The 26,433-nt window shown below is 41.7% G+C and carries 27 protein-coding genes; 22 read left to right on the plus strand and 5 right to left on the minus strand.

Annotated elements, in window-relative coordinates; genetic code table 11:
• The gene (locus R1T43_RS10830; RefSeq protein WP_317348782.1) at nt 1-1,767 is read left to right on the plus strand and encodes a DUF3466 family protein; all 1,767 of its coding nucleotides are present in this window, start codon (nt 1-3) and stop codon (nt 1,765-1,767) included.
• Nucleotides 1,768-2,069: 302 nt separating this feature from the next.
• A complete protein-coding gene (rmf, locus tag R1T43_RS10835; protein WP_013784086.1) occupies nt 2,070-2,246 on the plus strand; it encodes a ribosome modulation factor in 177 nt (58 codons plus the stop codon).
• 83 nt (nt 2,247-2,329) lie between these two features.
• On the opposite strand, the gene fabA is transcribed toward rmf, so the two are convergent.
• Complete coding sequence (fabA, locus tag R1T43_RS10840; RefSeq protein ID WP_057791803.1) at nt 2,330-2,848, minus strand: bifunctional 3-hydroxydecanoyl-ACP dehydratase/trans-2-decenoyl-ACP isomerase; 519 nt, start codon at nt 2,846-2,848, stop codon at nt 2,330-2,332.
• A 131-nt stretch (nt 2,849-2,979) separates the two neighbouring features.
• Here fabA and R1T43_RS10845 point away from each other — a divergent pair, with 131 nt between their 5' ends.
• Nucleotides 2,980-3,255, plus strand: coding sequence for a hypothetical protein (locus tag R1T43_RS10845; protein ID WP_013784088.1), 276 nt, complete (start codon nt 2,980-2,982; stop codon nt 3,253-3,255).
• A gap of 122 nt (nt 3,256-3,377) precedes the next feature.
• On the opposite strand, the gene R1T43_RS10850 is transcribed toward R1T43_RS10845, so the two are convergent.
• Nucleotides 3,378-4,691 (minus strand): DASH family cryptochrome, encoded by a 1,314-nt coding sequence (locus R1T43_RS10850; protein ID WP_317348787.1) that lies wholly within the window; start codon nt 4,689-4,691, stop codon nt 3,378-3,380.
• A gap of 111 nt (nt 4,692-4,802) precedes the next feature.
• Between R1T43_RS10850 and R1T43_RS10855 the strand changes: the two genes are divergently transcribed.
• From R1T43_RS10855 to R1T43_RS10885, 7 genes are all read left to right on the plus strand, one after another.
• Entirely contained in the window at nt 4,803-6,248 is a 1,446-nt protein-coding gene (locus R1T43_RS10855; RefSeq protein WP_317348789.1) for a deoxyribodipyrimidine photo-lyase, read from the plus strand.
• A 7-nt stretch (nt 6,249-6,255) separates the two neighbouring features.
• Nucleotides 6,256-7,794 (plus strand): cryptochrome/photolyase family protein, encoded by a 1,539-nt coding sequence (locus tag R1T43_RS10860; RefSeq protein WP_317348791.1) that lies wholly within the window; start codon nt 6,256-6,258, stop codon nt 7,792-7,794.
• Complete coding sequence (locus R1T43_RS10865) at nt 7,781-7,918, plus strand: DUF2256 domain-containing protein (protein ID WP_211071876.1); 138 nt, start codon at nt 7,781-7,783, stop codon at nt 7,916-7,918. The genes R1T43_RS10860 and R1T43_RS10865 overlap by 14 nt, the downstream gene beginning before the upstream one ends.
• Before the next feature lie 39 nt (nt 7,919-7,957).
• Entirely contained in the window at nt 7,958-9,310 is a 1,353-nt protein-coding gene (locus tag R1T43_RS10870) for a DUF2254 domain-containing protein (protein ID WP_317348793.1), read from the plus strand.
• A 96-nt stretch (nt 9,311-9,406) separates the two neighbouring features.
• On the plus strand, nt 9,407-9,754 hold the full coding sequence (locus R1T43_RS10875) for a hypothetical protein (protein ID WP_211071874.1): 348 nt from the start codon (nt 9,407-9,409) through the stop codon (nt 9,752-9,754).
• 1,353 nt (nt 9,755-11,107) lie between these two features.
• Nucleotides 11,108-12,196, plus strand: coding sequence for a tyrosine-type recombinase/integrase (locus R1T43_RS10880; RefSeq protein WP_317348794.1), 1,089 nt, complete (start codon nt 11,108-11,110; stop codon nt 12,194-12,196).
• A gap of 284 nt (nt 12,197-12,480) precedes the next feature.
• Nucleotides 12,481-12,837 carry a hypothetical protein gene (locus tag R1T43_RS10885; protein WP_317348795.1) on the plus strand — a complete coding sequence of 119 codons (357 nt, stop codon included), beginning with the start codon at nt 12,481-12,483 and terminating at the stop codon, nt 12,835-12,837.
• A 138-nt stretch (nt 12,838-12,975) separates the two neighbouring features.
• On the opposite strand, the gene R1T43_RS10890 is transcribed toward R1T43_RS10885, so the two are convergent.
• Nucleotides 12,976-13,401 carry a universal stress protein gene (locus R1T43_RS10890; protein WP_317348798.1) on the minus strand — a complete coding sequence of 142 codons (426 nt, stop codon included), beginning with the start codon at nt 13,399-13,401 and terminating at the stop codon, nt 12,976-12,978.
• A gap of 132 nt (nt 13,402-13,533) precedes the next feature.
• Between R1T43_RS10890 and R1T43_RS10895 the strand changes: the two genes are divergently transcribed.
• Nucleotides 13,534-14,022, plus strand: a complete 489-nt coding sequence (locus R1T43_RS10895; RefSeq protein WP_317348801.1) for a c-type cytochrome — start codon at nt 13,534-13,536, stop codon at nt 14,020-14,022.
• Here R1T43_RS10895 and R1T43_RS10900 read toward each other — a convergent pair.
• A complete protein-coding gene (locus R1T43_RS10900; protein WP_211071868.1) occupies nt 14,019-15,650 on the minus strand; it encodes an FMN-binding glutamate synthase family protein in 1,632 nt (543 codons plus the stop codon). The two genes, R1T43_RS10895 and R1T43_RS10900, sit on opposite strands and share 4 nt — an antisense overlap.
• 335 nt (nt 15,651-15,985) lie before the next feature.
• Here R1T43_RS10900 and R1T43_RS10905 point away from each other — a divergent pair, with 335 nt between their 5' ends.
• The 3 genes from R1T43_RS10905 (at nt 15,986) to bfr (R1T43_RS10915) (ending at nt 18,640) form a co-directional block, all read left to right on the plus strand.
• Nucleotides 15,986-17,560, plus strand: a complete 1,575-nt coding sequence (locus tag R1T43_RS10905; protein WP_062086274.1) for a cation:proton antiporter family protein — start codon at nt 15,986-15,988, stop codon at nt 17,558-17,560.
• 136 nt (nt 17,561-17,696) lie between these two features.
• Entirely contained in the window at nt 17,697-18,173 is a 477-nt protein-coding gene (gene bfr / locus R1T43_RS10910; protein ID WP_057791831.1) for a bacterioferritin, read from the plus strand.
• Entirely contained in the window at nt 18,173-18,640 is a 468-nt protein-coding gene (gene bfr / locus R1T43_RS10915; RefSeq protein ID WP_057791833.1) for a bacterioferritin, read from the plus strand. Before bfr (R1T43_RS10910) ends, bfr (R1T43_RS10915) begins: the two co-directional genes overlap by 1 nt.
• Nucleotides 18,641-18,646: 6 nt before the next feature.
• Here bfr (R1T43_RS10915) and R1T43_RS10920 read toward each other — a convergent pair whose 3' ends face one another.
• Nucleotides 18,647-18,814: a hypothetical protein gene (locus R1T43_RS10920; protein ID WP_317348805.1), complete on the minus strand. Its 168-nt coding sequence runs from the start codon at nt 18,812-18,814 to the stop codon at nt 18,647-18,649.
• A 541-nt stretch (nt 18,815-19,355) separates the two neighbouring features.
• Here R1T43_RS10920 and ccoN point away from each other — a divergent pair.
• From ccoN to R1T43_RS10960, 8 genes are all read left to right on the plus strand, one after another.
• Complete coding sequence (ccoN, locus tag R1T43_RS10925; protein ID WP_159530344.1) at nt 19,356-20,789, plus strand: cytochrome-c oxidase, cbb3-type subunit I; 1,434 nt, start codon at nt 19,356-19,358, stop codon at nt 20,787-20,789.
• 15 nt (nt 20,790-20,804) lie between these two features.
• Nucleotides 20,805-21,410, plus strand: coding sequence for a cytochrome-c oxidase, cbb3-type subunit II (ccoO, locus tag R1T43_RS10930; RefSeq protein WP_013784113.1), 606 nt, complete (start codon nt 20,805-20,807; stop codon nt 21,408-21,410).
• Nucleotide 21,411: 1 nt separating this feature from the next.
• On the plus strand, nt 21,412-21,573 hold the full coding sequence (locus R1T43_RS10935) for a cbb3-type cytochrome oxidase subunit 3 (RefSeq protein ID WP_013784114.1): 162 nt from the start codon (nt 21,412-21,414) through the stop codon (nt 21,571-21,573).
• Nucleotides 21,574-21,589: 16 nt separating this feature from the next.
• Nucleotides 21,590-22,543 (plus strand): cytochrome-c oxidase, cbb3-type subunit III, encoded by a 954-nt coding sequence (gene ccoP, locus R1T43_RS10940; RefSeq protein WP_317348809.1) that lies wholly within the window; start codon nt 21,590-21,592, stop codon nt 22,541-22,543.
• Between the two features lie 137 nt (nt 22,544-22,680).
• Complete coding sequence (locus R1T43_RS10945; RefSeq protein ID WP_317348812.1) at nt 22,681-23,160, plus strand: FixH family protein; 480 nt, start codon at nt 22,681-22,683, stop codon at nt 23,158-23,160.
• Entirely contained in the window at nt 23,160-25,562 is a 2,403-nt protein-coding gene (locus R1T43_RS10950) for a heavy metal translocating P-type ATPase (protein ID WP_317348814.1), read from the plus strand. The genes R1T43_RS10945 and R1T43_RS10950 overlap by 1 nt, the downstream gene beginning before the upstream one ends.
• A 1-nt stretch (nt 25,563) precedes the next feature.
• Nucleotides 25,564-25,779 carry a cbb3-type cytochrome oxidase assembly protein CcoS gene (gene ccoS, locus R1T43_RS10955; RefSeq protein ID WP_211071862.1) on the plus strand — a complete coding sequence of 72 codons (216 nt, stop codon included), beginning with the start codon at nt 25,564-25,566 and terminating at the stop codon, nt 25,777-25,779.
• Nucleotides 25,766-26,425: a sulfite exporter TauE/SafE family protein gene (locus tag R1T43_RS10960; RefSeq protein ID WP_211071861.1), complete on the plus strand. Its 660-nt coding sequence runs from the start codon at nt 25,766-25,768 to the stop codon at nt 26,423-26,425. The genes ccoS and R1T43_RS10960 overlap by 14 nt, the downstream gene beginning before the upstream one ends.
• Nucleotides 26,426-26,433 lie beyond the last annotated feature (8 nt).

Here is a 26,433-nt window from a genome sequence, read left to right on the forward strand (position 1 = left end):
ATGAAACGAACTCAGCTTGCCGTCGCCGTTCTGTTGGCAACAGGTAGTGTTTCGGCAGTGGCCGAAACCTACACCGTGACACCACTTCCTTTGCAGGATGTTGGTCAAAATACCTTCGCTCGTTCAATTGATAATACCGGCAAAATGCTATCAATGGTGCAGCTAGAATTTAACCCACCTGTTGATTTGGATCAGCTAGAAGAAGATACCAGTTTCTTTACTACGTTTTCAGGGTCTCTTGAAAATGAAGATGATGCGCTACAAGGTGTATTTACTGATGCTGATTACACTTTAGTCGTCAACTTTCTTCTTACAAACCAAGATAGTTCTATAGGTCAAAAGCTCGCGAGCTTCAGAACCTATTCAACTGATACTACTGATATAGACTTGGTGCCTGGCTTAGATGAAGTTACTGATAAATTCGATGATTACACCCAATCTGTAGAAGCTGGCGGCAGAGACAGCGTAAGCGGTAACTTTATTGTAGGTGATTCTCCAGGCGTTGTTGTTCTGGACGAATACGAAAACGAAGATGGCGACACCATCAATTACACCTACTCAGAACTACCGCAACAAGCGTTTGTGCAAACCACAAGTGGAACTAAAATTATTCCAGCGGTTGACGATACCCTAGGTGGCTTCTCTTCAGCTCGCGCTGTTAATCAAAATCTGCAAGTGGCTGGTTTCAGTACCGTTAGCTTTTTAGATACGGTTGATGAAGCCATAGAAAGTTGTGAAGACGACGAAATACGTGGTGATATTCCGGAAGGACGTTGTTTCTACAGCATTTACGGCGGTGATTTCAACGTACCCCGTATTTCTAGCTATTTCGTGACAAACTCTACCAACTATCTACCTGCTTTCGTACTTTCGTCAGAAGTTAATGCCACTATTTGGCAGTTAGATGTTAACGGTGATGTAATAAGCACTGATACATTCCCATTGCTTTTCACGCCTGAAGAAGATGACACCTCACATTACTTTTCTTATGCCTATGATATTAATGAACAAGGTATTGCAGTGGGTGAAGCGTTAACAGGTGATGCTGTTACTATTACACGTCCTAATTCTTCAGGTTTGAATGAAAGCGAGCGCGTTGCCACTGTATTTAGAGACGGTGAAACACAAGAGTTACTGCCAAGAGAAGAAAACTTGCTCAGCCAAGCAATGGCGATTAATGATAACAACTGGGTAGCGGGTGCAGTGTTACGTGAATCGAGTGATATTGCGCGTTCACGTTTATTTGCTTACAACTTAGATACCACAGAGCAATTATACCCAGACGGTTTCTTTGCAACGGCCGGCGTACAAGTAAATGCCATCAATAATAATAATATTATTGTAGGTAAATCAGACTTTGATGCGACATCTGATAGTGTTCGTGAAACTCATGCTTTCATGTTCAATATTGAAACTGAAGAGTTTCTAGATTTGAACGATTTAACGCCGTGCGACAGTGAATACACCTTGCTAGAAGCTATCGACATTAACGACAACGATGAAATTATTGCTAATGCTCGTGTTCGTTCCACCAGTAAATATGTTACTGGGGCTGATATAATCAGCTCAGAAGGCGAAACCGTAGAGATTGACGCTATTATTTCTGTAAAGTTATCTCCTACAGGTGGCGCTATCGACGATTGTAGTATTGATGATGACGGTGAGGAAGTTAATGATAACTTCGAGCGTAGCGGAGCTTCTACGAGCTTCTTTGGCCTACTTACACTAAGTTTATTCGCCATTTTCCGCCGCAAATTGAAGAAATAATCAATTCACTTTATTTCTAGTTATATTTCAAAGGCCGCTACTTTCTAGCGGCCTTTTTTATTGCTAAAGGATGTAAAAACTGAAATATATATGCCTAAAAAGTGTAATATAAAATTCATTGATATTTCATAACATTACCAAATGTCAATGCACTCTTTACAATAATTATGTTGAACCATTTGGCACATTGCACTATCACAGTAGTGTGCACAATGACTTTTCCGCCACTATCAATTTAAAAAGATGTATTGGGCCCGAGAGAGAATTTGTAGCACATCCTACAAAGTTAAAGAGGCTAATCAATGAAAAGACAAAAAAGAGATAAACTGACACGCGCCCATTCAAAAGGGTATCAAGCTGGTATTAGCGGTCGTTCAAAGGATATTTGTCCTTTTCAACAGAATGACGCTCGGTCTGAATGGTTAGGAGGCTGGCGCGAGGCGGTAGAAGACAGGCACGTAGGTCTTAGTGTCAAATAACGTCTTCTCTCTTACAAAGTGATTAAGCAATGAAAAAGCCCCTTTTATGGGGCTTTTATCGTTTTTGATGTGTGTCGGTTTTCTTAGAAGTTAGACGTGTCTTGGAACAAACCTACTTTAAGATCTTTAGCGACATAAATTTCTCTGCCATCTACTTCAACAGAACCATCTGCCATTCCCATGAAAAGCTTACGCTTGATAACACGCTTCATGGTAATTTTATAAGTCACCTTTTTGGCGGTAGGCAGTATTTGCCCTGTGAATTTAACTTCGCCCACACCAAGCGCTCGGCCTTTACCTGGCCCATCACACCAGCCTAAGAAAAACCCGACCAACTGCCACATGGCATCTAAGCCCAAGCAACCAGGCATTACAGGGTCACCTGGGAAGTGACAATCGAAAAACCAAAGGTCAGGCGTAATGTCTAACTCAGCAATTATTTCACCTTTGCCATGTTCACCGCCATCTTCAGTTATAGAAACGACACGATCCATCATCAACATATTAGGGGCGGGTAGTTGGCTGTTACCAGGACCGAACATTTCACCGCGGCTGCATGCTAATAAATCTTCTTTGTTAAAACTATTTTTTCTGTCTGACATTCCCAACTCGTTGTTTTTTAAATTCGCGGTGCTAATTTAGCGAACACTTGTACGCTAAACAACTCCGAACAGTCATTTTTCTTAATAAAAACGCGTGTTAAACTCGAACTACTAACGAGCTAGTGATTACTATGACAGAAAATACGAAAAACAGCACAATAAAAGAGAAGGCAAAAGCGAATGCAGATAAGCAACGCCGCTTTCGAGAACGTCAACGAGATGCAGGGAAAAAGCTTGTAAGAGGCTATGTTTCTCCGGAAGCCAAGCTTTGCTACGATGAAATTCGAGAGAAAACAGGGTGGAGTGATAGTGAAGCTGTGTCTAACTCAGTACGTTTGATGTATGCGGCTTACAAATGCGGACAAATAAAATTGCTTAATGAATGGTTACGTAAAAACAACCGATAACCCATTTTTACTATCTTCAACAAGGTTACACGTAATCGCAGCGGCAGTATTTACTGCTCACAGGATACGCATAACCTAAAAAAGCTGACTTATTATGCATGTTATTGTGACAAGTAATGGCGTTAGCCTAGCCACTTTGCACAGAACTCACCATTGGGGTCGTAGATTTCGGTTTGTCTTTGCAAATTAAATTGCCGATTCTCACGAGGGTCTGTACCTACGCCTGCCAAGTAAAGCCAATTTCCCCAATTGCTAGCCACATCATAATCCAGCAATTGGCTTTCGAACCAAGCCGCGCCGTAGCGCCAATCTTGCCTGAGTTCATTCACAAAGCAACTTGCCACCAACTGCCGACCTCGATTAGACATATAACCCGTAACAGCAAGCTGACGCATACACGCATCCACAATGGGATATCCCGTTTGCCCATTACACCAACTGACAAAGACTTGAGGGTCGTGGCTGGTGTTTGGCATTTTTGATTTTATACCATCGAATTGAAACCATTTAGGCCCAAACTTTTGTTGAAGCCAATAAAAATACTCACGCCAAAGCAACTCAAAATAAATCCAATAGGTTGAATCATTTTTCACGACGTTTTGCTCGTACTTCTTCACTTCTTGAATGACATATCGTGCCGACAGCGCACCTGTGGCTAACCAAGGGGATAGTTTAGTGCTGTCTCGCCAACTATCTAAGGCGTTTCGTGTTTCTTTATAACTAGCTGCCACTTTCCATTCGAACAAATAACTGTTTAAGTGAGACAGTGCGGCCTCTTCGCCTCCAACGAATGCCCCTTCTGCTTGATTACGGGGAAGGCAACGGTTGAGCGTATATTGGTTTTTTGTGTCTATATCAGGTGTGAAAGGGCTAGGCAATGCAGTTAAGGTCGCTACAGGGACGCAAGGCTTTATTGCCGATTCTATTTTACGCTTAAAAGGGGTAAAGACATCTGGCATGACTTCAAGATTAAAAGGAAGGTCTTCTTGATTAAACAGTGAGCTAGATTCGCCCGTAACTATTTCTATATTGGGGAAAAAACGAGAAACAGCTTCGACTTCTCTGCGCTCGTTATAGCCGCCATGGTCAGTAATACCAAAGTGCGTATAGGCATTAGATGAAAGCAAAGACACGAGTAGTTCAGGTGTTTGGCCCTTTAAGGTCAAAATAGAGTGACCCAAAGTGCTCGCTTTTTCGTTTAATGCTTCTAATGTATCAATAAGAAACTTAAAACGATGCTCCCCAACGGGTTGAATGCCGTAAGAGTTTGGTACAAACCAGTTGTCATCAATTATATATAGTAGGGTTAATTCGTCTACCTGCTGACAAAGCGATGATAGCGCCACTTGGTCGTGAAAACGCAAGTCGTGGCGAAACCAAAACAAGCCTCGAGTAGGTTTTGTTGCATCACGCATTACATGATTATCCAGTATCATAAGGTTCCCTCCCTTATACAATTTTTCGGGGTAGACGGATCCTGCCTTCTGCGATTATCGTATCATACGTATGCGTAAGTGTTTATATATTGTTCAATAAAAGGGTTAACAGTGACAGTGCCAGTGTCGATAATGTGGTTCAGACAGGACCTTAGAGTAAAAGACAACCCCGCGTTAAATGCAGCCTGCGATGAGGGAAAGATAATCCCCATCTACATTTACGATGATAATGCACCCAATGGGAGAGCATTAGGCGGCGCCAGTAATTGGTGGTTACATCATTCATTAAATTCACTTAATGAAAGGCTAAATGGCCATTTGCAGGTGTTCAAAGGCGATCCTAAAACGCTTATTCCTGCATTGATGGAAGCCTTCGATGCGAAAGGGATTTATTGGAACCGTTGTTATGAGCCTTGGCAAATTAATCGAGATAAAGCGATTAAAAAGCAGCTTTTAGACAACGACTTTGAGGCACATAGTAGTAACGGTAGTTTGTTGTGGGAACCGATGAAGGTGCTAAAAAAAGATGGCACGCCATATCGAGTTTTCACCCCGTATTATCGAAAAGGGTGTTTGAACGTTGAGCCTCCTCGGTATCCGCAGGCGCCTCCGGCTCGCATCACATACGCCGATGTGGATGATAGTAAACTCAGTGAGCCTAATATCCCTTGCGGCATAAAGGCACTTGGTTTACTTCCATCACTTAATTGGGATAGTGACTTTAAGAATCACTGGAAACCAGGAGAAGACGGCGCGGCCGACAATTTACAGAATTTTATTGAGCACTCTGCTCGCAAGTATAAAGATGCACGTGATATACCATCAATGAATGGTACTTCCCATCTCTCCCCCCATCTTCATTTTGGTGAGGTATCGCCTAATCAAGTGTGGTACGCCATTAAAGACCGGTTTGAAACTACTGAAGATAAAAGCATAGACACATATTTGAGTGAGCTAGGTTGGCGCGAGTTCAGTTACTATTTATTGTTCCATTTCCCAACTATACCGAACAAAAACTTCAATGATAAATTTGATAAGTTCAATTGGCGACAAGATGCTAAATCTCTAACGGCATGGCAAAAAGGGCAAACCGGAATTCCCATTGTGGATGCGGGTATGCGTGAGTTATGGCAGACGGGGTATATGCACAATCGCGTTCGTATGATTGTAGGATCGTTCTTAGTCAAAAACCTGCTTATTAGCTGGCACGAAGGCGAGCGCTGGTTTTGGGATTGCCTAGTAGACGCCGACCTAGCTAGTAATACAGCTAGTTGGCAGTGGGTTGCCGGTACTGGTGCCGATGCTGCTCCGTACTTTAGAGTCTTTAACCCATTATTACAGGGTGAAAAATTCGACAAACAAGGCAAATATGTAAGAAAGTACTGCCCTGAACTTGCCGACCTTCCCGATAACTACATACACAAACCTTGGGATGCACCACCGGTTATTGCTAAAGATGCTGGTGTCCATTTAGGTGATAATTATCCTAAACCCATTGTAGATTTAAAAGCATCGAGGCAGCGTGCCCTTGACGCATTTCAAGCTTTGAAAGAGTAGGGTACCCATGGCTTCTTTAATACTTATTTTAGGTGACCAACTTACTTACAATTTGCCTGTACTAGAAAACGCGACAAAAACGAAAGACACCATACTGATGGCCGAAGTGCGGGAAGAAGCTACCTACGTTAAGCATCATAAAAAGAAAATTGTTTTTCTTTTTAGTGCAATGCGGCACTTCGCAAAAGCATTAAGGGAAGACAATTTTAACGTTAGTTATATTGAATATAACGATGAAACAAACCAAGGTAGTTTGCTAGGTCAGGTAAAGCACGCGCTAGCACACGGCAAGTTTGATAATGTTAAAGTCACTTCGCCGGGCGAATACCGTTTGCTAAAAAGCATGCAGCAATGGGAACACACCTTAGGTGTACCGGTTAATATTATTAATGACTCCCGTTTTCTCGCTAGCCCTCAAGAATTTAGTGATTGGGCGCATGACAGAAAGCAATTGCGTATGGAGTTTTTCTATCGAGAGATGCGAAGAAAGCATGGCATCTTAATGGAAGATAAAAACCCTATTGGTGGGAAATGGAATTACGACTCTCAAAACCGAGAGCCCATGCCGGCAGGTACAAATGTGCCGACCCACACGCAATTCGAAATTGATGCGATTACCCAAGACGTTATTGATTTAGTTGAAAACGAGTTCGGTGACCATTTTGGTGACATTAGCCCATTTCATTTTGCCGTTACCCGTAACGATGCCTTAACAGTATTAAGCGATTTTATTGAAGAACGCTTACCCCATTTTGGCCAATACCAAGATGCCATGGTTGAAGGTAAACCGTGGTTGTATCATTCTCATATCGCCTTTTATTTAAACTGTGGCTTGTTAAGCCCGAAAGAAGCCATTAGTGCTGCGGAATCAGCTTATTATGCCGGCACGGCACCACTTAACTCTGTTGAAGGTTTTATACGCCAAATACTGGGGTGGCGAGAATTTGTGAGGGGGTTCTATTGGCACTTTATGCCAGGCCTTAAGAGCGATAACTATTTCAATAATGATCGTTCACTTCCTGATTTCTTTTGGGATGGGCAAACGAATATGAACTGCATGCGCCAATGCATAAAGGAAACACAGGCTAACGCGTATGCTCATCACATTCAGCGATTAATGGTAATCGGTAACTTTTGCCTTTTAACCGGCTTATCACCCCATGAAGTTCAGCAGTGGTATTTATTAGTGTATGCGGATGCGTATGAATGGGTAGAACTGCCCAACGTAGCTGGCATGATTTTATACAGTGATGGCGGCCAGCTCGCGAGCAAGCCTTATGTCGCTAGTGGAAGTTACATTAATAAAATGTCGAACTACTGCAAAAACTGCGGATACCAAGTCAGTAAAAAAACTGGTCCGAAAGCTTGTCCTTTCAATTACTTATATTGGCATTTCATAGATGAGCAGAAAGAGAAATTAAGTGGTAACCCTAGAATGGCGATGATGTATAAAACTTATGCGCGAATGAAAGATGAAAATATTAATGCCATGAAAGACAGTGCGACCATTTTTTTAACGAAGTTATCTGATAATGAAGAAGTGTGATCTGCCAAGCAAAACATGCCCAGTATGTAATCGGCCCTTTACATGGCGCAAGAAATGGGAGAAGAATTGGGAGAATGTGGTTTATTGTTCTAAACGTTGTTCAGGTAATAGACGTATGAAGTAAAACCTTTAACTATAATCATAATAAAAAGGATACAAATTCATGGATGCGCCTATCACAGTAGATAGATTGCGGTTTTTGCTTTTTAGCTTCAAAGAAAAGCTGTGGGTAAAGCCACTTTCTTTATGCTTATTGTCTATAGCCGCCGTTTTTGCTGCAAAGCTAGCAGACGGAACCGCGCTTGCGCAGCACCTACCTAAAGTTGAGCAAGCATCGGTCGAAACTCTGTTGTCTATTATGGCTTCGAGCATGCTAGTCATAGCGACATTTTCAGCCGGTACTATGGTAAGTGCTTATGCGTCTGCCAGTAGGTCATCCACGCCACGTTCGGTAAGTTTAATCATCTCTGATGATGCCTCACAAAATGCACTGTCTACATTTGTCGGCGCGTTTATCTTTAGCGTAGTCGCCATTACGGCCTCAAGTAACAACTTCTTCGAAGACGCTGGAATATTTCTACTTTTTTGTCTCACTTGTTTAGTCTTTGCCCTCGTTATTTTAACGTTTATTCGGTGGGTAGACAGTGTAGCCAGACTAGGACGTGTGGGTTCCACAGTACAAAAGGTTGAAGATGCCGCAATGCGAGCCATTAATCATCGGTTGTCTACGCCAAGGCTCGGCGGTAAGCAGCAGCCAAAAAATGTGGAAGAGCAGGGCGGTGATACCTCAAAATACCAAACCCTAACAACCGATAGCATTGGTTATGTTCAAATGGTTGATATGGCAAAAGTACAAGCCTGGGCTGAAGAACAAGATGCTCAAGTACACATCGCTATGTTACCTGGACAATTTTGTACACCCGACAGGCCGCTGTGCTATATAGAAAGTGTTAAGCCGAAACATTCCGAGGATAACAGCAAAAATAAAAGCAGTGGCAAAAGTAATGAGAAAAACGATAAGTCAGCATTGCTTTCAGCATTTCAAATTGGAAGCGAACGTTCTTTTGAAGCCGACCCAAGATATGGCTTAGTGGTCTTATCAGAAATAGCATCCCGTGCACTTTCGCCTTCGGTTAACGACCCGGGTACGGCCATTAGTATTCTTGGCAGTTATTCACGACTGTTCATTCAGTGGGCGCAAAAAGAAGATAAAAATGAAGCTGAAGATATCAAATACAACAACGTCACCGTTCCTGATATCAGCACTGCAGATATGTTTGATGATGCTTTTACTGGGGTAGCTCGCGACGGCGCATCTATGATTGAAGTGTCTATAAGGATGCAAAAAACCTTAGACGCCATTGCTAAAACAAGCGGCGATAAAGTATCTAAAGCAGCAGCTGAACACGCCAAAACAGCTTATGAGCGCAGTATTAATGCATTTACCTATGAGGGCGATAAAGAAACGTTAAACGCAATAGTGAATAAATTAAACCACAAAAACTCTAATCCATAGAGATACTAATTTAAGCATCTAGTAATGTAATATTTAATTCCGAGTAATATACATTTAAATACGCGCACTGTAATAAACAGATTGAGGTAGCGTTTAATGAGCACAGCAGACGAAGGTAAAAACCAACATATAGAAAACGTTATAGCTTTTCCGACATGTTTGACGGAAGTAAGAAAAGTTATTACTCGTTATATTACTAGCAAGCTAGTTGGCTGCCAGCAACATTTAATAGATACCGCAATAGAAAATAGCGTAAGTCATTACAAACAGTTTGTGCACAACGCGAATATTATCGAAAGTGTCGAAGTGTCCTTATCAGAAGATGACATTATTTTACTAAATAAAAGCCTGGCAAAAATTCAAAAGGAAAACCGCAAACAGCTGTTAAGAATGCTAGAGCGTTTAATTGTATTAGAAATAGAAAATGCCGCCTTAAAAAATTAATACTATGAAGATCTTAACGTAAAGTAATTTACTGAACATATATTGTTATAAAACCCTTAATTTATAAAATCCTTCCTTAGTTTGTTATCTATTGAAAATTACAGTCTTTCAATTGTTCAATCTAGAAATTCATAACGAAATATCCATAACATAGTAGCTTTCACATAGAGCGTGTACGCGAAAAGTTCGACATACACCACGCAAAACATCTCAGATTTTAATCTCACGCACGTCATAAAAACACATCTTAGAACCACGCAATAATTGCAGACGCAAAAAAGTGTGTAAGCCATCACGCACGACAAACCAACCGAGAAGGCTGGCTTCAACCTCTCCAAACCCTCGCATACTTAATTGCGCATAATGTATATTATGTTAAATAGGATATTGATATAGCTATCTAGCTTGGTGTGTTTGTAAGTCGATGTGTTCCGAGTTCTGTATCTCGTGGTGGCCTGCTTTGGGGCTATTCCCTTTTCCTACGGTTAGATATATTTATCGCTTTGTTTACATTAACTAGGTGTGCAATGAATACTATAATTTTAAAGGTAACAATTAGAAGTTTTACATGGTTTAAAGGCTCAACGTTAAATATATGAGTTGGTTAACATCGCTATCAATTTAGATATTTCGATTGCGTTTAATTTATAGGTTTCAATAAGATTTTAATTAAGGCGCGAATTGAGTTTACGCAAGCTTGTTAGTTGATTATAAAAGAACATTGTATGAGTCTTTCTCTTAGTACGTTTTTGTAACTTTAAACTGATTTTATGAATAAATATCCTGAGCAATACAATATTTAAATTTGTGAGGCAGATAACTTAATTAGCCAATTGCCTATTGAGTATTCTTTATAAAAGATAGACGCCTAGCCTTTTTTTATAATTAAGTTTTTTGACTTAGACAGCATGCAATTAAATCTTCGATAAAGTTTTAACAAGAGAAATCTTTATCTTTTAAATTAGGATACAAACCATTTGAGTGTTTTGTGTTGGACTTTATTTAATGGTGCTATTTGAATAAACACGTAACCCAGTGTTTAGAATATTAATTACTCGGACGTAGTTTAGATAAAATAAATCGAAAAACTAGCTAATTAAAATGCGCTTCTACGTGAAATCTAAGCGCGTAATAGAGGTATATACCGTTAAATTTTACGTAGCGCGCGTTCAATAAATAGCCGATTAGATGGTGTAAAGGTCAATATAACCGTTGGAACTGTATATAAAGACAGTATTTATGTGTAGAATTGAGCTAATACAAGGCCATTTGGTTAAATTCACGCATGATAACTGTAATTATCATGCGTGAATTTACTGCCTTAATTAATCATAATAACAATGAGTTAGTTAGATGTCGTCTATATTCAATCCTGGTTCAAATACACAACTATCAATCGTCGATCGTGACAGTGCTAGTACCGAACGAGCTGAATATGTTGATGCGTATTTTCGTGACATTTTCACGAAGCTACCGCGTAATACTCAGCGCGCTTACATTAGTGACTTTAACGACTTCGCTATCTTCTGCCAGTCTGAAGCTATTGAAAGCTTCAATGATGATTTTTCTCACAATGAATTCGCAATCAAATGCTATGTGGAAGAACTGTGCAGGTCTCCCCTAGCCTATAGAACTATTAAGCGACGCCTCTCTGCCCTGAGTAAATTCTTAGGCATTGCCAAACTGCCCAACCCGATCATACAGTCAGTTTATTTACGAGACTTCGTTCGGTTATCTCTAATCGAAAATCGTAAGTTTCAACTCAGTCATAATCAAGCAGTACCACTTACCATTGATTTATTGGATGAGATAAATAATAAGATTATTCCTGACACGCTTCTTGAGATGCGCGACTTAACCATCATGAATTTGATGTTTGACGCACTATTGCGAGCCGATGAGTTGGTACGCGTATGTGCTGAACATATCAGTCGACGAAATAATGCATTGTTGGTTGTTACATCGAAGTCTGATCAGAGCGGTAAAGGTTCTCACCGATACATATCTACTAGTACCATCAACATGGTCGATGAATATATTTCGGAGGCTAATTTTGATGCTAAAACACAAAATGAAAGGCTTATTGATGATCCTCGTCGTATAAATAAAGGCATTCTTTTTCGCCGTGTTTCAAACCGAGGTCATGCGTTATTGCCCTACGATGAACAATCGGCTGATTCGTCGTTGCAATCAATTCTCGATTATTCTAGTGTTTATCGAATATGGAAACGGGTAGCCGACCGTGCAGGCATAAAAGATAACATCACTCCACATAGCGGTAGAGTTGGTGGCGCAGTTTCGCTAGCTGAAAACGGTGCTACTTTACCAGAACTTCAGTTGGCTGGAGGCTGGCAATCACCCGAGATGCCTGGTCACTATACTCAACAAGCTAACGTTAAACGCGGTGGAATGGCTAAATTATCTGAAAAATTTAAGCGTTAATGTCCGCTTTCTTCTAAAAGTGGTATTTCCAAATCGTATTTTTTCTCATTCTAATTGCTATCCGATACATTACATCGTTAATAACTCCCAACTTTGTAAAACTCTATCCCCCTGATTTAGAACGACTTGTATGCCTAAAATAGTTACGCGTAACTTTTTATCGTATGTATCCCCTACTCTTTTGTGTTGTTTCTATCTTATTGACTGCCTTTAATAACAATATTGAACCTAATTCAAGGATGGCTTCGTATCAGTTACATGTAGATACTAAAAAAGGAAATGTTATGTCTAATGGTATAGATGCATCGCACGGTAAAACAATCGCTGAGTTAGTTATTCCATCTAAAACGTGGTCACTTCATCCTGAAAAAAAGCCCGCTTTTACATCAATTGACCAAGCCATCGATTACTTCGCTGACAATAATGAGCCACTTTATATTAAAGTTCCGTTCGTTGATGAGGAAGACTCTGTGCTAGTTCATGTCAATTCTAGTGGTGAAGATGTTGTATTTACTATTTCAGATTTAAATCATGGTGGTGAAAGTCGCGTTGATGCCTCACACCTTAAGAACCTAAGTAGCTCTGTAGTGGAGTTAATTGAACAGTGTTACGATGGTAAAAAGAGTCCAGAAACTTTGTAGTTTTTTTGCATTGGGCTCAACTATATACCGCTTAGCATGAAAACCTAAGCGGTTTTATAACAAGATAAATTTTATTTAAAACACAGAAAGGTTATGTGTCCTTTATGGTTATAGTTCTATTTCTGCCATAACAATTTTTTATATTTTCACTGCCAGTACATCTCTTTTCACACCGTGTAGTACGGCATTTGCCGTTGAACCTAGCAAAAGACGAAGTCCACTTTGTCCATGCGTACCAATAACAATAAGGTCTGCGTTTAATTTTTCTGCTACGTAATGTATTTCATCAGCTGGAGAACCAATTTCGACATTAACGTTACCAGTTGGAATATTGTTGCCCGCTGCGATTTCACTTAGCTTTTTCATTGCCTGTTCTTTTACGTCTTGCGAATAATCTCGCTCCAAAAACAGCCCATATGGTTCAACATTGGTTTGTGGAAACGCCACATAAAGTAAGTGTATGTTGTCTGTATCGGGAGCGACTTGTAATGCTCTCGATAGAATCTGGGTATAGTCTGAAAACACATCAATAGGGACTAAAACAGTATTATAAACGTTCATCATTGGTTCCATTATCGGCAGTGGATAATTACAATATAGTTAACTTCTGCTCACTTTTCTTTGATTGAAATCAATTCTCCTTTTTAGATTTGCACCATAATTAAAATTGAGAATAATAAAGTTGGAGTCGTGAACATGGCAAAATTTACTACTGTAATCCCTTTTGTTGCGCTGTTGTTAACTGGGTGCGATTTAGGGCCTGACTCACCGCGGGGGTTTAGCTTACCAGAAGGGAACGCCGATGCAGGAAAAGTGGCATTTCAAAAGTACCAATGTACAGACTGTCATCAAATAGATGGCATAACCATGCCAGATGACCATGCTTATCTTGTTCCAAAACCTATACCTTTAGGAGGAAGCAGCGGTAGGATCACCACGTACGGTGAACTGGTTACCAGTGTGATAAATCCCTCCCACAAGCTAACACGCCGACAGCCTGTTAGCATGACTTCCGTAGATGGAGAGTCTCGCATGCGCAACATGAACAATGTACTTACCGTTCAAGAACTTATTGATTTAGTTGCTTATTTACAACCTAAATATAAAGTTGTTCCCTATAGAACGTCTGAGTATCGGTTGTACCAATTACGCATGCCAGAACAAGATAGTCAGGGTGAAAATTAAGATACTGATTTCGTTTCTTCTTCAATTTCAGCCAACAAGCTGCATGGCATAAAGCTATCAGAATTAGCTTCTTTGACATGCAGCTTAAATCGCTCAGGAATATCATCACCTAACAGTGTTCCGGTTTTCACTAACGGAAAGATTTCATCGTACCGAGCGATACTTGCTTGATCGACACGCCTAAATATATGGGTGCGGTTCAATTCCGTTGTACTCACATGGCCAGTTGAAGACAGCATATCCATTAACGCATGCAGCGTCTTTTTGTGAAAGCGATACACTCGCTCAGATTTATCTGTTACATCTAGCCCTTTAGCCAGTTTTGGGTCTTGCGTTGCCACGCCGGTTGGGCACTTATTAGTGTTACACGAAAGCGACTGCACACAGCCAAGCGCTAGCATCATACCTCTTGCGCTATTACAAATATCTGCACCTAAGCTCAAGTTTTTTACTAATTGAAACGCGGTGATAATTTTACCAGAGGCAATGATTTTAATTTGCTTTCTTAAGTCGTAACCAATCAAACAATCGTCTACAAAAGCCAGTGCTTCTCTCAGTGGAAAACCAATTGAGTTTGAATATTCAAGTGGTGCAGCGCCTGTGCCGCCCTCGCCTCCATCAACGGTGATAAAGTCGGGTGTAATACCGGTTTCTACCATGGCTTTACACATGGCGATAAATTCACTTTTACGGCCTAACGCTAGTTTAATGCCAATGGGCTTACCGCCACTTAGATCGCGAAGCTGTTGTATATAATCAATCATCTCTAACGGCGTAGAAAAGGCGCTATGGCGTGGTGGTGAATCTACCTGAGTACCTGGCTCTACGCCCCTAATTTTCGCTATTTCAGGTGTATTTTTATAAGCGGGTAATATACCGCCATGGCCTGGTTTTGCGCCTTGGCTTAATTTTATTTCAATCATTTTAACTTGCGGCAAACAGGCTTTTTCTTTAAACAGATCGGCATCAAACTTCCCGTCTTTGGTTCGGCACCCAAAATAGCCAGTACCAATTTGCCAAACAATATCGCCACCGTTTTCTTCGTGGTAAGGGGTTAAGCCCCCTTCTCCGGTATTATGGAAAAAATTACCTTTCTTCGCGCCTTTGTTCAGCGCCAAAATAGCATTCTTAGACAGGCTTCCGAAACTCATTGCACTAATATTAAGAATGCTGGCGTCATATGGCTGTTTACAGTGTTTTCCACCAACAGTAACCCTAGGGTCATGATCCATTTCATCAATGTCTCGGGCCGATAATGAGTGCCCTATCCATTCATAACCATCGTCATAAGTATTTAATTGGGTGCCAAAAGGAATAGTTTCTCTGCTGTCTTTCGCTCGTTGGTACACAATAGAGCGAAACATACGAGAAATAGGCGCGCCGCCAGTATCCGATTCTAAAACATATTGCTGTATGAAGGGCCGCAGTGATTCAATGGTCCAGCGAGTTCTGCCAATTAACGGGAAGTTTTTTAGAATCGCATGTTTATTCTGGACTGTATCGAAGATTGCTAAGACGAGTAACAACACGGTTAATAATAGAAACCACCACGCTGGATGCCAATAAAAACCTATCAGTAGGTTAAAAATAAATAATGCCGTTAAGGTTCCTAAGATTTGATTTCGCATAGCTACTCCATGTGTGATTATCAGTTATTACTGTTCCAACACAATTTTGGGTTTTATTAAGCGGTATAATTACTTATTACTATATCTTTAATTAATAAAACCTACAGCGATATAAACGCAACATAATGGTATCTATCTTTTACCATTCGCTCATGTTCCATTACATGCTAATCTAAACACTTCTATATACATCAGCGTGTTGAGCACTTTCGATGTTCGCCGCGCTAACTAATATAAGAATATTGGGTAAAAATGTAAGGTAAGAATGTCATGGCTAAAACGGACTACAGACATTCCTATTTGTACTAACTAATCGAAATGGTGAAAGGTAATTCATGGAGTATGCATTTCTTCTGTTCGCATTTGTCTGCGGTTTAACGGTTAAACTTATTGGGATCCCCCCGTTAGTAGGTTACTTGGTCGCGGGCTTCTTGCTAAATTTCTCAGGCTACACACTCACCGATGATCTTACCAAGATAGCCAACTTGGGCATTACCATCATGTTGTTCACCATTGGTTTAAAATTGAACGTTCGCGACTTAAGTAAACGTGAAGTGTGGGCCGGTAGTATTTCGCACACCCTTATTTGGGTGGGAATTGTTACTTGTGGTGTGTATGGCATTGCTGCCGTTGCCAGCCAATATATAGAAGGATTAACGTGGCAAAGCGCTACGCTGATTGCCTTTGCGTTAAGCTTCAGCAGTACGGTTTGTGTTATTAAGGTGCTAGAAGAAAGCGGTGAAAGTAAAACCCGTCATGGTCGCCTTGCCATTGGCATTTTGGTTATGCAAGACGTGTTCGCTGTTATATTTTTAGTGGCTGCCACAGGCAAACTGCCCTCGGTATGGGCACTTGGGCTACTGGCTCTTATTCCCGCTATGCCGCTTATTAACCGTGTTATCAATAAGTCAGGTCACGGAGAGTTACTGCCCCTTACTGGATTTATTCTTGCGTTAGGTGGTTATCACTTATTCGAGCTAGTGAATATTAAAGGTGACTTGGGCGCACTGATATTTGGCATTATGTTAGCGCAACATGAAAAAGCCAGTGAGCTTGCTAAGTCGTTACTCAGTTTCAAAGACTTATTCTTGATTGGCTTTTTCCTTACCATCGGGCTAACCGCGCTGCCTGATTTTAATATGATTATTATTGCATTGGTGTTCTGTTTATTCATCCCTATAAAGGCTGCACTATTTTTTGGCTTATTTACATCGCTACGATTACGAGGCAGAACGTCTTATTTAAGCAGCCTAGTACTGTCTAATTTCAGTGAATTTGGTCTTATTGTTGGCGCGCTTGCCGTGTCGCTGGGATTATTGGCTGAAAGCTGGTTGGTCGTCATTGCGCTTTCATTGTCTGTTTCTTTCGTTATTACCAGTGTGTTGTACCGCACCTCGCATTCTCAATATCACAAATATAAAGACACTATTAAACGTTACGAAAAGAACCGTCGTCTTAAAGAAGACATTTACCCTACTTTGCACAAAGCAGAATTCTTGGTGCTTGGAATGGGGCGTGTTGGGCAAGGTGCGTTTAATGCGCTATCTAAACTTGCTGATGTCAGCGTATGGGGTATGGACGCCGATAGAGTAAAAGTAAAACAACTTGCCAGTGAAGGATTAAACGTTATTTGTGGTGATGGTGAAGATGTTGATTTATGGGACAATCTGGAAATTAAAAACGTTCATTTAATTCTGTTAGCACTGCCCTCTATACAAGATGCGATCAATATTACACGCCAATTAAGAAACGCGGGTTACACCGGTAAAGTAGCGGCAATCGCGCGATATGAAGATGAAGTGAATTACTTATTAGAACAAGGCGTAGATAAAGTATTTAACTTTTTCACCGAAGCGGGTTTAGGTTTTGCCGAAGAAAGTTTAGCCTATGCAAATACGCAACAAGAATAGCTGGCTATTCTTAATGCAAACAAAGGATGAAGTGATAACCATTTCTATTTGTATATCATTGTTTTTAAAGTAAATTTTTGACATTTTCGCGTTTTCGCTCTACACTAGCGTCATATTGATAATTAAGGTTCTTACTATGCAAGGTGACAAACAAGTCGTCGCGAAGCTGAATGATGTGCTCACTAGTGAGTTAACGTCTATAAATCAGTACTTTCTGCATGCACGTATGTTCAAAAATTGGGGCTTACAAGAGCTCAATGAAAAGAACTACAAAAAGTCGATTAAAGACATGAAGCAAGCAGATGAGTTGATTGAGCGCATTCTATTTTTAGAAGGGTTACCTAACCTTCAAGCGTTGGGCAAGCTTTACATTGGTGAAGATACTGAGGAAATGCTGAGCTGCGATGCCAGATTCCAAAAAGAACAGTTGCCACTATTACGTGAAGCGATCGCACTGTGCGAAGAAAAGCAGGATTACGTTACACGGGATATCCTCGAATCAATTTTAGAGTATGAAGAAGATCATTTAGATTGGATTGAAACTCAAGAATATCAAATTGGCGCTATGGGTATTGAAAACTACCTTCAGGCGCAAGTAATGGGAGATGACTAATGAAAGGTAATCAAACCATCATTAAAGGTCTAAACGAGCTACTTTCTTATGAACTAGCCGCGATGGATCAATACTTCATTCATTCACAAATGTATTTGGATTGGGGTCTTACCAAGCTTTATGAGCGTATCGACCACGAATTTGACGATGAGCGTGGCCACGCCACTAAACTTATCGAGCGTATGCTGTTTTTAGAAGGCGTACCTGACATGGTCACACGAACTGGCTTTAAAGTCGGTTCAGATGTACCTGAAATGCTTGAAAGCGATCTTCGTGTTGAATATGAAGTGGATGCAAAACTGAAAGAAGTCATCGCGTTATGTGAGTCTGAAAAAGACTACGTAACACGTGATATCTTAGTAGTACTACTTGATGATACCGAGCGTGATCATGCGCATTGGTTAGAGCAACAACTTGGCCTAGTTAAACGCCTTGGCTTGTCTAACTATTTGCAATCTCAAATGTAAGTAATACTACATTATCGTTTCGAAGTTCAGGTAGCTTGGTGCTGCCTGCCCTTCTATATTTAACCGCAATTGCCATTTCATTGTCGATTCGTTACAGCTTCCCAACATAAACCAGCCTGACCATTTCCCTTTGTTCTTATTTTCGAGCAATACGGGCACTTTTCCCATGTACATGTTCACGCCCTCAATCCAGGCACTTTCTATCTTCGTCCCGACAGGCAAATCTAGAACTAGGGTAATAGAGGTTTCAGGTTCTACTTTGTCTGAAAATTCCGCATAGGCGTGTCTGCCGTGTATTAAAAATTCACAGTGCTCGTTGACAAATGTACAGCTCTCTCCTATTTCATTTAAGGAGCTCGAAGAAGGCGTAGCGGACATTTGGTATTGATGCACTGCAAATACACATACTGCCACGAGAAAAATACAAAGCGGCGTAAGCCATCTTTGTGAATAAAATGATCTCTTTTTGTTACTGTTATTTAGCATTTCTTAAATTTTGTATATTTCTTCATTGATGGAGATCAAGCTCAGGTAGTTTATGGTATCTTTTTGTAATTAAAAACCTTATCATCCGCGTACCAACTGGCTTGGAGACTATAATTATTACTCTTTCCGAGCTCGGTGTGAAGCGTTATTCCGTTGCTTTCACATGTCTAGACCGTACTTGAACGGCTGTTGGAGACCATAGTTCATTTGAAGTGGAAGATTCATTAAAATGAGTGAAATAAGCCAAGCACAACCTGACTACAATTATAAAGTAGTTAGGCAATTTACCATTATGACCATAGTCTGGGGTATCATTGGTATGGGCCTAGGGGTATTTATTGCCGCGCAATTATTTGCACCTATGCTTAACTTTGACACACCATGGCTAACATTCTCGCGTCTGCGTCCTTTGCATACCAATGCCGTTATTTTTGCCTTCGGCGGCTGTGCTTTGTTCGCGACGTCATACTACATCGTTCAGCGTACCTCTCAGGTTAGACTGTTCAGTGACAAACTTGCTGCATTTACGTTTTGGGGCTGGCAAGCCGTTATCGTATTGGCGGTAGTTTCTCTACCTTTAGGTTTAACCAGCTCGAAAGAATACGCTGAACTAGAATGGCCAATCGATATTTTGATTACGCTGGTCTGGCTCGCTTATATCATTAACTTCTTCGGAACCCTAGTTATCCGAAAAGTGTCGCATATTTATGTTGCGAACTGGTTCTTAGGGGCGTTCATGCTTACCGTTGCTGTATTGCACATTGGTAATAGCATGGCCATTCCGGTGTCTTTCACTAAGTCTTACTCATTGTATGCAGGCGCAGTAGACGCCATGATGCAGTGGTGGTACGGCCATAACGCAGTAGGTTTCTTCCTAACTGCTGGCTTCTTAGGCATGATGTATTACTTCGTTCCTAAGCAAGCAGGTCGCCCAGTTTACTCGTACAGATTATCTATTGTTCACTTTTGGGCATTGATTTCATTGTACATTTGGGCTGGTCCTCACCACTTACATTATACTGCCCTACCCGATTGGACACAGTCGCTAGGTATGGTGATGTCTATCATTCTATTTGTTCCTTCTTGGGGCGGAATGATAAACGGTATAATGACGCTATCTGGTGCATGGCATAAATTGCGTACTGACCCTGTATTACGTTTCTTAATTGTTTCATTGTCTTTCTATGGTATGTCTACCTTTGAAGGCCCAATGATGGCAATTAAAACAGTTAACGCATTGTCTCACTACACAGACTGGACTATCGGCCATGTACACTCAGGAGCATTAGGTTGGGTAGCCATGGTATCAATTGGTTCTATTTACCACTTAATACCTATTCTGTTTGGTCAGCCATCGATGTACAGCACACGTCTTGTTAATGTTCACTTCTGGTTAGCAACAATTGGTGTAGTGCTTTATATCGTAGCAATGTGGATGTCAGGTGTTCTTCAAGGGCTAATGTGGCGTGCAGTAAATGCTGACGGTACATTAACGTATAGCTTTGTAGAATCGCTTGAAGCGTCTAAACCTTTCTATGTGGTTCGTTTCATTGGTGGTTGTTTCGTGGTTACTGGCATGCTTATCATGGCTTATAACACATGGAAAACCGTTCGTGCCCCTAAAGGTAGTATCGCTGCTGATGTTACAACTCAGCCAGCGTAATAAGGAGACGACATAATGAAAAATCCACATGAGTTAATTGAAAAAAATGTCGGCCTGTTAACCGTGCTAATCCTTGTTGCGATTAGCTTCGGTGCCATGGTTCAAATTACGCCGCTGATGTTTCAGCAGCAAACAATGGAACCGGTAACAGGCTTACGTCCTTATACAGCACTCGAGTTAGAAGGCCGTGACATCTATATCCGTGAAGGATGTGTTGGTTGTCACAGTCAGATGATTCGTCCGTTCCGTGCCGAAACAGAACGTTACGGTCACTACAGTGTTGCTGGTGAGTCAGTATGGGAACACCCTTTCCTTTGGGGTTCTAAGCGTACTGGTCCTGACCTAGCACGTGTTGGTGGGCGTTACAGTGATGAATGGCATCGTGTTCACCTGCTTAATCCGCGTAACGTGGTACCTGAGTCGAACATGCCTGGTTTCCCATGGCTTGCAGAAAACAAACTTGACGGTAAGTTAACCGCCAAGAAGATGGAAGTTTTCCAAGGCTTTGGCGTACCGTATACCGATGAAGATGTCGCGGGAGCACAAGCGGCAGTACAGGGCAAATCAGAAATGGAAGCCCTTATTGCATACCTACAATCTCTTGGCACACATTTGAAATAATATGGATCAAGGAATAGTAGGTAGCATTTTTACTGTCATCGTCTTTGTTAGTTTCATTGGCATAGTTTGGTGGGCTTTTAGTAGCCGCAACAAACAAAAGTTTGATGAAGCGGCGAATTTGCCTTTCGCAGACGAAGACAAAGAAAAATCAAAAGAAGATTAGCAGGAGTCTCGAACTTATGAGTATGTTTTGGACAATTTGGATTTCAGTGATAACCCTAGGGTTAATCATTGGTTGCTATTTCCTTCTGCGCTGGTGTTTGTCCAATCAAACAGGCGTGCCAGAGGGAGAATCAATGGGGCATGAATTTGATGGCATCGAGGAGTTGAACAACAACCTTCCTCGTTGGTGGACAATCATGTTCTACATGACAATCATTTGGGGTTTTATCTACCTTGCCCTTTATCCTGGATTGGGTTCTTACGAAGGCTTATTTGGCTGGAAGAGCTCGAACCAAGGTATATTGACGCTTGAAGAATCGGCGCAAGCGCGCATCGATGCAAAAGAGCAAGGCAAGTTTGTAGAATACGATCGTGAATTGGATTACGCGGCTGAAAAGTTCGACCCAATTTTTGAAGCGTATGCGCAAATTCCTGTTGAGGAACTAGCGAAAGACCCTGAAGCGAATAAAGTAGGACAGCGCTTGTTTATGCAAAACTGTTCTCAGTGTCATGGTTCTGATGCTCGCGGCCAAAATGGCGGCTTCCCTAACCTTACCGATAACGATTGGTTATATGGTGGTTCGGGTGCAAAAATTGTTGAAACCCTAACATTAGGCCGTAAAGCCGCTATGCCTGCATGGATAGATGTTATGGGTGAGAAAGGCATTGAAGAAGTGGTTGAATACGCATTAAGCCTAAGCGGGCGTGATGTTGACCAGCAACTTGCTGATGCAGGTAAAGTTCGCTTTGCTGCATGTGCTGCCTGTCATGGTATGGACGGTAAAGGTAACCAAGCACTTGGTGCACCTAACCTGACTGACAACATTTGGTTATATGGCGGAAGTCATCGTGCGGTTACTGAAACATTAACCTACGGACGAAATGGTGTTATGCCTTCATTCAAGAAAACCTTGGGTGATGACAAAATCCACGTTGTTGCATCGTACGTTTATAGTCTTTCTAACGACTAAATTCGTATAACCAACAATAATGCTAAAAAGCCTCGTTATCACGGGGCTTTTTTTATGAGAAAATAACCCTCTTCAACTGGATGCCATATCTTTCCTATCGCGCCAGTTTTTCTGTAGTAAACGAGTTGATGTAATTAATGAATACACCCTGGTATAAACAATTCTGGCCCTGGTTCCTTATTGCCGTTCCCTTAATTACATTAGTAATGGGTGGCGTGTTATTGAAACTGGCTATTTCAACCGAAGATAGCTTAGTGGTAGACGATTACTACAAAGAAGGTAAAGCGATCAATGCACGGCTCGATAAAGAAGCCATAGCGAAACGCAAGAACATTACAACAGACTTAACCATTACCGATGGCAGTATTTCGGTAGAGTTCCATTCGGGTATTCCAGCAGAAGGAAACGCCCTTAAACTGAACTTTTACCATGTCACCATGGAAGAGCGTGATGCGAGTGTATTACTAAGTCGCGATGCGAATGGTATTTACCGCGGCTTTGTTGAAAAAGACCTTACGGGTAAATGGCAAGTTTCGCTTTCTCCTGTTGATGATAGTTGGAAAGTACAAAATACGCTTCAACTTCCCTACTCTGGCGCCATCAAGTTTAACCCGTAATGAGCGAGAATCTTTGTTTTCATTGCGCGTTACCTAACGATGCAACACATAAATATGAAGCCGTTATATTAGGTGAAACTAGGCAGCTCTGCTGCCCAGGTTGCCAAGCAGTTGCCCAAGCCATTGTTGATAATGGACTTGAAGACTATTACCAGTTTAGAACCGAACCAGCACAAAAGTCGGACGATGGTATTTTAGATGCATTGTCTGCGCTCAACGTATATGACGATCCCGCCCTTCAAGAAGAATTTGTTTTTGATGAAGGCCAACACAAACAAATACAGCTAACCCTTGAAGGCATTACCTGTGCCGCGTGTGGTTGGTTGATTGAAAAACAACTCTCAAAAGTATCAGGCATTGCCCAAGTAGCCGTAAATGTTCAAGAGCGCCGCGCATTAATAACCTGGGAACCCAGTGTTATTAAACTTAGCGAAATACTCACCACATTAAAACGCATAGGGTATGTTGGCTCACCGTTCCACCCCGATGAACATGAAGCTAGCTATAAACGTGAACAAAAATCGTTTATCAAAAAGTTAGGTTTAGCCGGCATTATGACCATGCAGGTAATGATGCTAATGGCTGGGCTTTACTTCGACTGGTTTGGTGCCATTGAGCAAGAAACCCGTCAATACTTCTATTGGGTAGCACTCACCCTTACCACCCCCGTTGTCCTTTATTCAGGTAGCGCGTTCTATTTAGGCGCTTTAAAGGCCATAAGCGCAAGAACCGTAAATATGGATGTGCCGGTCACCCTTGCGGTATTTGGTACCTACTTTGCAGGTTTACGTTCAACCTTGCTAGAGCAAGGTGAAGTGTATTTTGAATCTATATGTATGTTTATCTTTTTACTCCTTTTAAGCCGGTTTTTAGAGCATAGAAGTAGGCACCGTGCGGCACAAATTTCTGCCAACATGATGCAGTATATTCCCGTCTCGGCCGCAAAAATTGAAACTGATGGCAGCATTGCTCAGTGTTTGGCGAAGCTATTAATGCCTGATGATGTGGTACTAGTGAAGCCCGGTGAAACCATTCCTGTAGACGGTATTGTGCTAGATGGTACTGCCGCAGTTGATGAGTCTATGCTGACTGGTGAGTTTAACCCGGTTAGTAAATCGGCCAGCCATTTAGTGTATGGTGGTACGGTAAACCAAGATGGCACATTAACGGTTAAAGTGACTCAGAGCTTAAAGCATGCCTTGGTCAATCAAATCGTACGCTTACAAGCCAGCGCGATGGCAAGTAAGCCAAAAGCGGCTCAAATTGCCGATAACTTTTCACGCTACTTTGTTTTCTCTGTGTTACTTATATCTGCATTAACCTACGTTTACTGGTCTTACGTGGGCAGCGAAGAGGCTTTCTGGATCACTATCTCTGTATTAGTGGCAACCTGCCCCTGTGCACTAGGCTTAGCCACACCTTCGGCGTTAACCTGCGCTATGGCGAAGCTGAATCGTCAGGGCATTTTATTGAAGCGTGCTGATGCGTTAGAACAGCTTACCGATATTGATACCATCGCCCTTGATAAAACCGGCACGTTGACAGAAGGTAAGTTCTCGCTACAACAGCGCTGGTTTGCTAAAGGTGTAGATCCGGTGCAGGTAATGGCGCTTACCGCTTTGTTAGAGTCTCGTTCTGAACACCCTATTGCTCGTGCCTTCGATAACGAAGCTGTTAAGTCACAGAACAAAACCCCACCTAATAAAATTAATGGATTTACGGTTACACCTGGTGGCGGCATTAGTGGTGAGATTAACAATGTGGCTTTCACCATGGGGTCAGCCGTATTTTGTAACTTATCAACCACCGCAAAAGTAGACATACCGGCAAACGTGTTTTTGTGTGCCGATGGCGTATTAATGGCCGCGTTCTGCGTAAATGATAGTTTGCGTCAAGATGCTTTAGCCACACTCACCGCACTGGATGAACATCAACTCGTAGTACTAAGTGGCGATACACAGAAAAACGTTGATACACTTACTGCCAGTTTACCTATTCATATAGCAAAAGGTGGCTTGTCGCCGGAGCAAAAGTATTCTCAAGTGCACACTTTGCAAAAGCAAGGTCGCAAAGTCATGATGATGGGCGACGGTATAAATGATGCCCCTGTTCTTGCTAGCGCAGATGTGGCAGTTGCCGTAGGAAACGCCACCGATGTAGCGAAAACGGCTGCCGATGTTATTTTGCTAGGCGACAGTCTACTGTCTGTCCCCACCTTATTTTCAGTGGCCCAACAAGCAAAACGCAAAATTCAGCAAAACATCGCATGGTCGGTAGGTTACAATATTATTATTCTCCCCTTTGCGGTGTCAGGGTTACTCTCTCCCTGGATGGCCGTGGTTGGCATGTCACTCAGTAGTATTATTGTGGTCACCAATTCAACTAGGTTATTAAGTAAATAATATGAGTATCATTTACGTATTAATTCCCATCGCTATCATCATTGTTGCGTTGGCGCTGGTTATCTTTTTCTGGGCGGTAAAAACCAATCAGTTTGAAGACCTTGATAGACAGGGCTATAGCATTTTGTTTGATGATGATTTGTCAGGTGATGAAAAGAAACTAGCCGAGCAACGTAAGCAATTGCAACAACGCAAAGAAACCAATGACAGAGATTAATATATTCTCTGCCTTTTTCATTGGCATTGCTGGCGGCGTGCACTGTGTGGGTATGTGTGGCGGCATAGTTGCTGCACTACGCACAGTAACACCAAGTAATGAAGCCGCTTTGCCCTACACCCTTGCTTATAATTTTGGCCGTATCCTCAGTTATACGTTAGCCGGTGCTATTACAGGCGCTGTTGGCCAAATGGCCACCGAATTTGTGCCAATTGCTAAACCCGTTTTGTCTTTAATTAGTGGCATTATGCTGCTGCTTTTAGCGTGTTATTTAGGTAAGTGGTGGCAAGGCTTAAATTACATTGAAGCAATGGGGCGCGGATTATTTAAAGCTATTCAGCCCTTATCTAAACGCTTCCTACCGTTCAAAAGTCCAGTCTATGCGCTCCCGTACGGTTTTATATGGGGCTGGCTTCCCTGCGGACTGGTTTATTCAACACTTACATGGTCATTAGCATCAGGCTCTGCCATTGATGGCGCAGCTATTATGCTCTTTTTCGGGTTAGGCACCCTGCCCACCTTGCTAGCGGCCAGTGCAGGTAGTCAGTACCTTATAGCCGGTTTTAGGCACCCCGTGGTAAGGCAATGCTTTTCAGGAATATTGGCTATTTACGCGCTCTTTTTAATTTATGCAGCAATTTCATAAACAAAAGA

It is taken from the genome of Alteromonas sp. CI.11.F.A3 (assembly GCF_032925565.1).
GTDB lineage: Bacteria > Pseudomonadota > Gammaproteobacteria > Enterobacterales > Alteromonadaceae > Alteromonas.